The sequence below is a fragment of the Micromonospora sp. NBRC 101691 genome (genome assembly GCF_030269285.1).
Taxonomy (GTDB): Bacteria; Actinomycetota; Actinomycetes; order Mycobacteriales; family Micromonosporaceae; genus Micromonospora; species Micromonospora echinospora.
In genome coordinates, this window is record NZ_BSTB01000033.1 from 1 (window position 1) to 12,620 (window position 12,620).

Annotated in this window: 1 protein-coding gene; it reads left to right on the plus strand. The window is 74.5% G+C overall.

The window, feature by feature from the left end; genetic code table 11:
• Window positions 1–12,554 (plus strand): type I polyketide synthase (locus QSK20_RS30790; protein WP_285792132.1); only part of this gene is annotated, 12,554 nt, incomplete at its 5' end.
• Window positions 12,555–12,620 lie beyond the last annotated feature (66 nt).

Sequence of the window (12,620 nt, forward strand, 5' to 3'; positions counted from 1 at the left end):
CCGTGGTCGTCTCCGGTGCGGTCGAGGCGCTGGACGACCTGGACGCGGCCTGGCGGGAGCGCGGCGTCCGGACCCGTCGCCTGACGGTGAGCCATGCGTTCCACAGTCCGTTGATGGAGCCGATGCTGGACGAGTTCCGGTCGGTGTTGGCGGGGTTGAGCTTTGCCGCGCCGTTGGTGCCGGTGGTGTCGAACCTGACCGGCGTGCTCGCCGACGCCGACGAGTTGCGTACGCCGGACTACTGGGTGCGGCATGTGCGGGAGGCGGTCCGGTTCGCCGACGGGATCACCGCGTTGCGGGTTGCCGGGGTGGACACGTTCCTGGAGGTCGGGCCGCAGAGTGTGCTGACCGCGATGGCCGCTGACGTGCTCCCGGGTGACGGGGGCGTGCTCGCCGTCGCCGCTCAGCGGCGGGACCGGCCGGAGGTGTCCGCACTGCTGACCGCCCTGGCCGAGCTGCACGTCAACGGGGTGGCCGTGACCTGGCCGCAGTGGTTCACCGGGGCCGGCGCGCGACGGGTGGACCTGCCGACGTATGCGTTCCAACACCAGCGGTACTGGCCCGCGACGGGCCGGCCGCGAGTCGGGAACGTGTCCGGTGCGGGACTGGGCGACGCCGAGCACCCACTGCTCGGCGCGGCCGTCGACCTGGCCGGCGACGACGAGGTGGTGCTGACCGGCCGACTCTCGCTGACCACGCACCCCTGGCTGGCGGACCACGCGGTCGCCGGCGTGACGTTGGTGCCGGGCACCGCCCTCGTCGAGCTGGCCGTGCGGGCGGGCGACGAGGTGGGCCTGTCCCGGCTCCGGGAGCTGACCGTGGCCACGCCGCTGACCGTCCCCCAGACGGGAGGCGTGCGGATCCAGGTGCGGGTGGACGGCGCTGCCGGCTCGTCACAGCGTGCCGTGACCATCTACTCCCGCCAGGACGACGACACCGAGGCGGGTTGGGTCCGGCACGCGGACGGTGTGCTGGAGCCGGTGTCGGTTGACGAGCCGGTGGTCGGTGCGTGGCCGCCGGCCGGTGCGTCCGAGGTGGACGTGGCGGGCTGGTACGGGGCGCTGGCCGGGCACGGCCTGGCGTACGGGCCGGTCTTCCAGGGCCTGCGACGTGCGTGGACCGGCGACGGCGCAGTCTACGCCGAGGTCGCGCTCCCCGAGGAGTCGGCGGACGTCTCCGGGTTCGGGGTGCACCCGGCGCTGCTCGACGCGGCGCTGCACGCGATCGGCCTGCTCGACGCGGAGGCTGGCACCGCTCCGCGCATCCCGTTCGCGTTCGAGGGTGTGCAGGTGCACGCCTCGGGTGCGGGGTTGCTGCGGGTGCGGTTGTCCCGGTCGGGTTCCGGGGTGCGTCTGGTCGCCTGCGACGAGGCGGGCGCTCCGGTGGTGTCGGTCGACTCCCTCGTGCTGCGTGAACTGACCGGCCCGGCCGCCCCGAGCGCGGCGGCCCGCTCGCTGTTCGAGGTGCGCTGGCAGGTCGAGCAGGCGGTCCTGAACCCGCAGGCGTCCGGCATGGTGCTGTTGACCGGGCCCGGGAGCAGTCACGCTGACCTGGCCGCCCGCTGGGCGGTGCCGGCGTACCCGGACGTGGCGTCGGTGCTGACCGCCGTCGAGGCCGGTGCCACGCCGGAGACACTGCTGCTGCCGCTCCTCGCCGACTCCGAGACCGACACCGACGTGCCTGCCTCGGTGCGGGCGTTGACGGCCGACGTGCTGGCGACGGTGCAGGCGTGGTTGGCGGCCGGGGCGCTGGCGGACTCGAAGTTGGTCGTGGTGACGCGGGGTGCGGTGGCGGTTCGGTCGGGTGATCGGGTGACCGACCTGGCGGGTGCGGCGGTGTGGGGTCTGCTGCGGTCGGCGCAGTCGGAACACCCGGGCCGGGTCGTGCTGGTCGACGTCGACGCGGATGCGGACACGGACCTGCGGGGCCTGCTCGGGTGGGCGGCCGGCGGCGCGTCGGGTGGCCAGGTGGCGATCCGTACGGGCGAGGTGTTCGTTCCCCGCATGGTGCGGGCCTCCGCGCCGGTGGCTTCGGAACCGTCGCTGGTCGGTGACGGCACGGTGCTGGTGACCGGTGGTACGGGTGCTCTGGGTGCGCTGGTGGCGGAGCATCTGGTGGTGGCGTACGGGGTGCGGTCGTTGGTGTTGGTGTCCCGGCAGGGGCCGGCCGCGTCGGGCGCGGACGCGCTGGTGGAGCGGCTGTCGGCCCTGGGCGCGTCGGCGCGGTTGGTCGCGTGCGACGTCACCGACCGGAACGCCGTACGTGACCTGGTGGATCAACTCACCGGCAGTGGTCGGTTGTCGGGTGTGGTGCATACGGCGGGTGTGCTGGACGACGGGGTGGTTGAGGGGCTTTCTGCTGGTCGGTTGGCGGGTGTGTTGGCGCCGAAGGTGGATGCGGGTTGGTATCTGCACGAGGTGACGGCGGGTCTGGGTCTGGACCTGTTCGTGGTGTTCTCGTCGGTTGCGGGGGTGTTGGGGTCGCCGGGGCAGGCGGCGTATGCGGCGGGTAACGCGTTCCTGGACGGTCTCGCGGTGTTCCGGCGTGAGCTGGGGCTGCCGGCGGTGTCGTTGGCGTGGGGGATGTGGGACACCGACGGCATGGCCGCGTCGATCGCTGACGGCGACCGCGCCCGGTCGGCCCGCGCCGGTCTCCCGCCGATGAGCGCCGAGACCGGTCTGGAACTGTTCGACGCCGCCCTCACGGCTGGACCGGCCGTCCTGGTGCCGGTGGTCGTCGACGTACCGGCGATGCGGGCCGCCTCCGGTGACGCCGTACCCACGATGCTCCGCACGCTGCTCGGCACGACCGTCAGCCGCCGCCAGGCGGGACAGGGCGCTGGCGCATGGGCCGCACGGCTCACCGGACTTACCGAGGACGAGGCCCGTGCCCAGGTTGACGTGTTGGTGCGTGGCCTGGTGGCGCAGGTGTTGGGGCATGGTGGTGCGGAGTCGGTGCCGGCGGATCGGGCGTTCCGTGAGCTCGGGTTTGATTCGTTGACGGCGGTGGATCTGCGGAACCGGGTGAACGGGGCGACGGGTCTGCGGTTGGGGTCGACGTTGGTGTTCGACTATCCGACGCCGGCGGCTCTCGCGGGGTACGTGTACGAGCAGCTCACCGGGATGGTGGGTGCCCGTACGGAGGTGGTCGCCTCCGCTGCTGCCGACGAGCCGATCGCGATCGTCGGGATGGCCTGCCGCTACCCGGGTGGGGTGGACAGCCCCGACCAGCTCTGGGAGCTGCTGGCCACCGGTGGGGACGGGGTGGGCGAGTTCCCCGCGGACCGAGGCTGGGACCTGGAGTCGCTGTTCGACCCGGATCCGAACAGCAGCGGCACCTCGTACGCCCGGCAGGGTGGCTTCCTGTACGGGGCGGCCGAGTTCGATCCGGCGTTCTTCGGGATCTCGCCGCGCGAGGCCCTCGCGATGGACCCGCAGCAGCGGTTGCTGCTGGAGGCATCGTGGGAGACGTTCGAGTCCGCCGGCCTCGACCCGCACCGACTGCGGGGCAGCCGTACCGGCGTGTTCGCGGGCGTGATGTACCACGACTGGGCGACGCGCCTGGTGGACCTGCCGGCCGAGGTGGAGGGTTACCTCGGCACGGGCACGTCGGGCAGTGTGTTGTCGGGTCGGGTGGCGTACACGTTCGGTCTGGAGGGGCCGGCGGTCACCGTGGACACGGCGTGTTCGTCGTCGCTTGTCGCCCTGCACCTGGCGGCGCAGGCACTGCGGTCCGGGGAGTGTGATCTGGCCCTGGCCGGTGGTGTGACGGTGATGGCGACGCCGGGGACGTTCATCGAGTTCTCCCGGCAGCGGGGTCTCGCCCCGGACGGTCGGTGCAAGGCGTTCGCCGGGGGAGCGGACGGCACCGGTTGGGGTGAGGGTGTCGGCATGCTGCTGGTGGAGCGGCTTTCCGACGCGCAGCGGCGGGGACACAAGATCCTGGCTGTTCTGCGGGGCAGCGCCGTGAACCAGGATGGTGCGTCGAATGGTTTGACCGCGCCGAACGGCCCTTCCCAGCAGCGGGTGATCCGGCAGGCCCTGGCGAACGCCCGCCTGACCACCGCCGATGTGGACGCGGTGGAGGCGCACGGCACCGGCACCACGTTGGGTGATCCGATCGAGGCGCAGGCGTTGCTGGCCACGTACGGGCAGGACCGGCCGGACGACCGTCCGCTGCTGCTCGGGTCGATCAAGTCGAACATCGGTCACACGCAGGCCGCCGCCGGTGTGGCGGGCATCATCAAGATGGTCCTCGCCATGCGGCACGGTCTTGTCCCACCGACGCTGCACGTGGACGAGCCGTCGCCACACGTGGACTGGTCGGCCGGAGCGGTCACCCTGGCGACTGCGCCGACGCCGTGGCCGGAGACCGGTCGGCCGCGTCGGGCGGCGGTGTCGTCGTTCGGCATCTCCGGCACCAACGCGCACGTGATCATCGAGCAGCCGCCGGTGGCGGTGGTCGAGGGCGAGATCGTCGACCGGACCCTGCCCGATGCGCTCGTGCCGGTGCTGGTGTCGGCGCGGTCGGCGGCAGCTCTGACGGGGCAGGCGGACCGTTGGGCCCGTTGGCTCGCCGCCGACGAAGGGCTGCGTCCGGTGGACGTGGGTTGGTCGTCGGTGACCACGCGTCCGGCTCTGGAGCACCGCGCCCTGCTCGCCGTCACCGGCCGGGACGACCTGCTCGTCTCGTTGCGGGCGTTGGCGGCGGGCGAGCCCTCGGGTGCGGTGGTCGCCGGCACGGCTGCGGTTCGTGGTCGGGTGGCGTTGCTGTTCTCGGGTCAGGGTGCGCAGCGTGCCGGGATGGGTCGGGAGTTGTCCGAGGCGTTCCCGGTGTTCGCGGGTGCGTTGGACGAGGTGTGCACGCATCTCGACGCGGCTCTGCCGCAGCTGTTGAAGCCGGTGTTGTTCGCCGAGGCGGGCACGCCTGAGGCGGCGTTGTTGGATCAGACGGTGTTCACGCAGGCCGGGTTGTTCGCGGTCGAGGTGGCGTTGTTCCGTCTGGTGGAGTCGTTCGGGATCGTTCCCGACTTCGTGGGTGGTCATTCGGTCGGTGAGATCACGGCCGCGTATGTGGCCGGTGTGTTGTCGCTGGCGGACGCGTGTGCCCTGGTGGCGGCGCGGGGTCGGTTGATGCAGGCGTTGCCGGCTGGTGGCGGGATGCTGGCGGTCGCCGCGCCGGAGGCCGAGGTGGCGGCCTCGATCGAGGGGCTGACCGACCGGGTCGGGATCGCTGCCGTCAATGGTCCGGAAGCGGTCGTCGTGTCCGGCGCGGTCGAGGTGTTGGAGGAGGTGGAGCGCGTCTGGCGGGACCGGGGTGCGCGGACGCGTCGGTTGGCGGTGAGTCATGCGTTCCACAGTCCGTTGATGGAGCCGATGCTCGACGAGTTCCGGGCAGTTCTGGAGGCTTTGACGTTCCGGGCGCCGTTGGTGCCGGTGGTCTCGAACCTGACCGGCGCGCTCGCCGACGCCGACGAGTTGCGCACGCCGGACTACTGGGTGCGGCACGTGCGGTCGGCGGTCCGGTTCGCCGACGGGGTCACCGCGTTGCGCGCCGCCGGGGTCGACACGCTCGTGGAGGTCGGGCCGCAGAGTGTGCTGACGGCGATGGCCGGCGATGTGCTGCCGGGTGACGGGGATGTCCTCGCGGTGGCGGCACAGCGGCGGGACCGGCCGGAGGTGTCGGCGCTGCTGGCGGCTCTGGGTGAGTTGCACGTCAACGGTGTGACCGTGACCTGGCCGCAGTGGTTCACCGGAGCCGACGCGCGGCGGGTGGACCTGCCGACGTACGCGTTCCAGCACCAGCGGTACTGGCCCGCGCCAGTGGACCGGCCGCAGGGAGCCGTCGCCGACGCCGGGGACGCCGAGTTCTGGGCGGCGGTGGAGCGTGGCGACCTCAGCGGCCTTGCCGAGCAGCTCGGGGCGGACGCGGTGGACGCCCTCGCCCCGGCCCTGCCCGCGCTCAGCTCCTGGCGTCAGGCCCGGACCCGGGACACCAGCCTGGACGGCTGGTCGTACCGGATCGGCTGGGAGCCGGTACGACCGGTCCCGGCGGCCGGGCTGTCCGGGCGGTGGCTCGTGGTCACCGTCGGCGCGGAAACCGACGCGGGCGTCGCGAAGACGCTCACCGGGGCCGGTGCGCGGGTCGACACCCTGACCGTCGCGCCGACTCTCGGTCGGTCGGAACTGGGCGAGCGGCTGCGCCGCACCGGTGCCGACGGCTGGGCGGGCGTGCTGTGCGTCCTGCCCCGGCAGGACCGGTCGCTCCCGCACGCGCCGGGCGTACCCGCCGGCACGGCGGTGCTGCTCACCCTCGTCCAGGCGCTGACCGACACCGGCCTGCCGGGCCGGGTGTGGGCGCTCAGCCGGGCCGCCATGCCGGTCGAACCGGGTGGACAGGCCGGCGACCCCTGGGCGGCACTGACCTGGGGCCTCGGCCGTGCCGTCGCCCTGGAGCAGCCGGACCGCTGGGGCGGTCTGGTCGACCTGCCGGCCCGCGCCGACCGGACCACCCGCGCCGCGCTCGTCGCGGTGCTCGCCGACGGCACCATGGACCAGGTGGCCGTCCGCCGCAACGGTGTCTTCGGTCGCCGACTGGTCCCGGCCGCGCCGCCGGCCGGAACGGGCTGGCAGCCCTCGGGCACCGTGCTGGTCACCGGTGGTACGGGTGCGCTGGGCCGACGGGTGGCCCGCTGGCTGCTGGCCAACGGCGCCGCCGAGGTGGTGCTCGCCTCCCGGCGTGGTCCCGACGCCCCGGGCGCGGTCGAGCTGGTCGACGAGTTGGCCCCGCACGGCACCGTGCGGGTGGTCGCCTGCGACGTCGCCGACGCCGAGTCGGTCACCGAGCTGGTCGCCGGGCTGCCGGCGCTGACCGCCGTGGTGCACACCGCCGGCGCGTCCGGCGGGACCACCCCGGCGTACGAGCTGACCGACGTCGACCTGTCGGCGACGCTGGCCGGCAAGGTGCTCGGCGCCCTGCACCTGGACACCGCGTGCCGCGACCGGGACCTCGACGCGTTCGTCGTCTTCTCCTCGGTGGCCGGGGTCTGGGGCGGCGGCGGGCAGGCCGGCTACGCGGCCGGGAACGCCCTGCTCGACGCCCTCGTCGCCACCCGACGGGCGGCCGGCCTCCCCGCCACCGCCCTCGCCTACGGACCGTGGGCGGCCGAAGGCATGGCCGCCGGGGAGACCGCCGAGGGTCTGCGCCGCCGGGGCTTCACCCCGCTCGCGCCCGACACCGCCGTCGCGGCGCTGGGCCGCTGGGTGAACGCCCCCGAGGCGGCGCCGGTCGTCGCCGACGTGGACTGGTCCCGGTTCGTCGCGGCGTTCACCGCGGCCCGGCCGAGCCAGCTCTTCGACCGGGTCGCCCCGGCCGTCGCGGTGGAACCGGAACGGCCGGAGGCCGACGCCGCCACCGAGGAGCTGCGGATCCGACTCGCCGCGCTGCCGGCCACCGGGCAGGAGACCCTCCTGGTCGATCTGGTCCGCGCGGAGGCGGCGGCGGTACTCGGTCACCGCTCCGCCGACCAGGTGCCGGCCGGGCGGGCCTTCCGCGAACTCGGCTTCGACTCCCTCGCCGCCGTGCAGCTGCGCGACCGGCTGGGCCGGGCCACCGGCGTGACCCTGCCGTCGACCGTGGTCTTCGACCACCCGTCGGCGGCGGAACTGGCCCGCTTCCTCCGTACCGAACTGGTGGCCGGTGTGGTCGGCGACGGGCCGGCGGCCGGTGTGGCCGTGGTCCGGCCGGCAGTCGACGAGCCGATCGCCATCGTCTCGATGGCCTGCCGCTTCCCCGGCGGGGTGTCGTCCCCGCAGGAGTTGTGGCAGTTGCTGGTCGACGGGGTGGACGCGGTGACGCCGATGCCCACCGACCGGGGCTGGGACCTCGACACCCTCTTCGACTCCGACCCGGAGCGGGTGGGCACCAGCTATGCCCGCAGCGGGGCCTTCCTCGACGACGTGGCCGACTTCGACGCGGCGTTCTTCGGGATCAACCCCCGGGAGGCCCTCGCGATGGATCCGCAGCAGCGGTTGTTGCTGCACACCACCTGGGAGGCGTTCGAGCGGGCCGGTGTCGACCCGCAGCGGGTCCGGGGCTCCGCCACCGGCGTGTTCATGGGCACCAACGGGCAGGACTACGCGACCCTGCTGCTGGGTGCCCGGTCCGAGGTGGAGGGCTACCAGGCCACCGGCAACGGCGCGTCGGTGGTCTCCGGCCGGCTGGCGTACTCGTTCGGGCTGCACGGCCCGGCGGTCACCGTGGACACCGCGTGTTCCTCGTCGCTGGTCGCGCTGCACCTGGCCGCCCAGGCGCTGCGCTCCGGCGAGTGCGACCTCGCCCTGGCCGGCGGGGTGACCGTGATGTCGACGCCGGGGGCGTTCCTGGAGTTCTCCCGGCAGCGCGGTCTGGCCGCCGACGGGCGGGTCAAGGCGTTCGCCGCGAGCGCCGACGGCACCGGCTGGGGTGAGGGCGTCGGCGTCCTGCTGCTGCAACGGCTCTCCGACGCGCAACGGGAGGGCCGGCGCGTCCTCGCCGTGGTGCGGGGCAGCGCCGTCAACCAGGACGGCGCGTCCAACGGGCTGACCGCCCCGAACGGGCCGGCGCAGCAGCGCGTCATCCGGCACGCCCTCGCCAACGCCGGGCTGAACCCGGGCGACATCGACGCCATCGAGGCGCACGGCACCGGCACCACCCTCGGTGACCCCATCGAGGCACAGGCGCTGATGGCCGCGTACGGGCCGGGCCGCCCCGCCGACCGGCCGCTCTGGCTGGGCTCGGTGAAGTCGAACATCGGCCACACCCAGGCCGCGGCGGGCGTGGCCAGCCTGATCAAGATGGTGCTCGCGCTGCGGCACGGGACGCTCCCGGCGACCCTGCACGTCGACGAGCCGTCCCCGCACGTGGACTGGGCGTCGGGCCCGCTGGCGCTGCTCACCGAGGCGCGCCCGTGGGACGCCGACGGACATCCCCGCCGGGCCGGCGTCTCGTCGTTCGGCATCAGCGGCACCAACGCCCACGTGATCCTCGAACAGGCACCGGCCGTGGATCCCGCCGAGCCGGTCGACGGACCGTCGACGGTCGACGGGGCCGACCGGCCCGCGACCACGGACACCGCCGAGCGGTCGGCGACCGGCGTCGGGGTGCTGCCGTGGCCGGTCTCCGCCGCGACGGCGGCCGGACTCCGGGACCAGGCCGACCGGTTGGCCCGGCGGCTCGGCGACCCCGGCCGCGGGGCGGGGGACCGGCCCGACGATCCGGCGGTGGCCTGGGCCCTGGTCGAGGGGCGGGCCCACCTGGCCCAGCGGGCGGTGGTCGTCGCCGCCGACCCGGAGACCCGGCTGACGGCGCTGCGTGCCCTCGCCACCGGCGGTGAGCACCCCGCGCTCGTCCCGGCCCTCCCGGCCACGACGGGCGGCACCGCCGTCCTCTTCTCGGGTCAGGGTGCGCAGCGTGCCGGGATGGGTCGGGAGCTGTCCGAGGCGTTCCCGGTGTTCGCGGGTGCCTTGGATGAGGTGTGTGCCCAGCTTGGCCCGCTGGTGCCGCAGCCGTTGAAGCCGGTGCTGTTCGCCGAGGCGGGCACGCCTGAGGCGGCGTTGTTGGATCAGACGGTGTTCACGCAGGCCGGGTTGTTCGCGGTCGAGGTGGCGTTGTTCCGTCTGGTGGAGTCGTTCGGGATCGTGCCGGACTTCGTGGGTGGTCATTCGGTCGGTGAGATCACGGCCGCGTACGTCGCCGGGGTGTTGTCGCTGGCGGACGCGTGTGCCCTGGTGGCGGCGCGGGGCCGGTTGATGCAGGCGTTGCCGGCTGGTGGCGGGATGCTGGCGGTGGCCGCGTCCGAGGAGGCGGTGGTGGAGTCGCTGGTCGGTCTGACCGACCGGGTGGGGGTCGCCGCCGTGAACGGCCCGTCGGCGGTCGTGGTGTCCGGCGCGGAAGAGGCGTTGGACGAGGTCGAGGCGGTCTGGCGGGGGCGTGGGGTACGGACCCGCCGGTTGACGGTGAGTCACGCGTTCCACAGTCCGTTGATGGAGCCGATGCTGGACGAGTTCCGGTCGGTGCTGGCGGGGTTGAGCTTCGCCGCGCCGTTGATGCCGGTGGTGTCGAACCTGACCGGCGCGCTCGCCGACGCCGACGACCTGCGCACGCCGGACTACTGGGTGCGGCACGTCCGCGAGGCGGTCCGGTACGCCGACGGGGTGCGAGCCCTGCGGGAGGCGGGCGTCGACACGTTCGTCGAGGTCGGCCCGGGTGCCGTGCTCACCGCCATGAACGCGGACCTGCTGCCCGGCGACGCCACCACCCTGGCGACCCAGCGCACCGGTGTGCCGGAGGTGACGGCGCTGCTCACCGCCGTGGCCACCCGGTACGCCGGCGGCCGGGACGTCGACTGGGCGGCGGCGCTGACGCCGCTCGCCGGCCCCCGGCCCGCCCCGCGTGACCTGCCGGAACTGCCCACGTACGCGTTCCAGCCGCAGCGCTACTGGCCCACCCTCACCAGGCCGCTGACCGGCGGCACCGATCCGGCCGACACCGAGTTCTGGCGGGCGGTCACCGACGGCGATCTGGACCGGCTCGGCATCGACGCCAACCAGCCGCTGAAGGACCTGCTGCCGGAGCTGGACTCGTGGCGACGCCGGCAGCACACCGACGGCACGATCGGCGGCTGGCGGTACCGGGTGACCTGGCGGCCCCAGCGGCTCACCGCCGGCCAACCGGGCACCTGGCTGGTCGTCGCTCCGCGCCGGCCGGCGGCCGGGACGATCGCCGACGCGCTGCGCGCCGGTGGGGCCACCGTGCACCTGCTGACGGTGGACCCGTCCACCGCCGACCGGGACGGGCTCGCCGCCGACCTGGCCCGGGCGTGCGCGGAGCACCAGCCGACCGGGCTGCTCTCCCTGCTCGCCCTGGACGAGGCGCCGCACCCGGGCCAGGACGCCCTGCCGTCCGGGCTCGCGGCGAACCTGCTGCTGCTCCAGGCGCACGTCGGCCGGGAGGTCGACACGCCGGTTCCGCTGTGGCTCGCCACGACCGGTGCGGTCGCCACCGACGACGAGCCGGCCAGCCGGCCGTGGCAGGCCACCAGTTGGGGCCTCGGCCTGACCGCGACCCTGGAACACCCCCGGCACGTGGGCGGCCTCGTCGACCTGCCCGGCACGGTCACCGGAGACCTCGGCGCCGCGCTGGTCGCCGCGCTCACCAACGTCGAGGAGGAGGACCAGCTCGCGGTCCGCGCCTCGGGTGCGTACGCCCGGCGGCTGGTCCGCGACGCCGGCCCGACCGGTGGTACGGGCGGTGGGTGGACGCCGCAGGGCACCGTCCTGGTCACCGGCGGGGCGGGCGTCCTCGCCCGGCACGCCACCGGCTGGCTGGAACGGCAGGGCGTGGCCGTGGTGCCGCTGGACCAGCCGGCCGGCCGGAAATTGACCGATCGGATGGAACAGCTCGCCGCCGACGGTCGCCCGGTGACCGCGCTGCTGCACGTGCCGGCGGACACCGGCACCGTACCGCTGGTGGAACTGACCCTCGCGGGCCTCGCCGCCGACCTGGTCGCCACCGTCGGTGACATCCCCCGCTACGCCGACGAACCGGAGAACCAGACCCTCGGGGCGCTGGTGCTCTGCTCCTCCACCTCCGGTGTGTGGGGCTCGGGCGGGCGGGCCGGCCAGGCGGCCGGTGACGCCCTCCTCCAGGTCATCGCGGCCAACCGGCGGCAGGCCGGGTCGCCGGCGACGTCGGTGGCGTTCGGGCCCTGGGCCGACGGTCTCACCGACGCCGACCTGGAGCAGCTGAGCCGGCGCGGCCTGCCCGGCATGGCGCCGGACCTGGCCACCGCCGCGCTGCGGCAGGCCGCCGTCGACGGCACCCAGGTGGTGGTCGCCGACGTGCGGTGGGACCGGTTCGTGCCAGCGCTCGCCGCGGTGCGGGCCCGGCCGCTGTTCGCCGAGATCCCCGAGGCCCGGGACGCGCTGCGCGACCTGCACGGCGGCGAACCGGCGGACGACGGGGCGGCGGAGGCGTTGCGCGAGCGGCTCCGGCCCCTGTCGGACGCGGAACGGGACAGCGTCCTGGTCGAGCTGGTGTCCACCCAGGCCGCGGCGGTGCTCGGCCACCCCGGCACCGGAGACCTCGGCCCGGCCCGCGCGTTCCGGGAGGTCGGGTTCGACTCGATGACCGCGGTGGAGTTGCGCAACCGGCTCCGGGCGGCCACCGGGGTCACCCTGCCGGCCAGCGTGGTGTTCGACTATCCGACCCCGCTGGCGCTCGCCCGCCACCTGCGCACGCTGCTGGTGGAGGACGGGGGCGCCGCCACCGCCGGCCTGCTGTCGGAACTGGAGAAACTGGACGGCCTGTTCGCCGCCAGCGCACCGGATCCGTTGACCCGGCAGAAGTTGCTGGTGCAGATGCAGGCATTCCTCGCCCGCTGGGGCGACGACCGGGCCACCCCGGCCGAGGCTCCGGCGGCACCCACCCTCGACGGGGCCAGCGACGCCGAGTTGTTCGATTTCATCCACCGGGAGCTCGGCGGTCCCGGCGGCAATGTCGGCGGCGTTTTCTGAGCCGTCGCCGGGCATTGTCGGCAGGCGTCGGCCGAGCGGGTCGCGGTGGCTGTCACGGCCACCGCG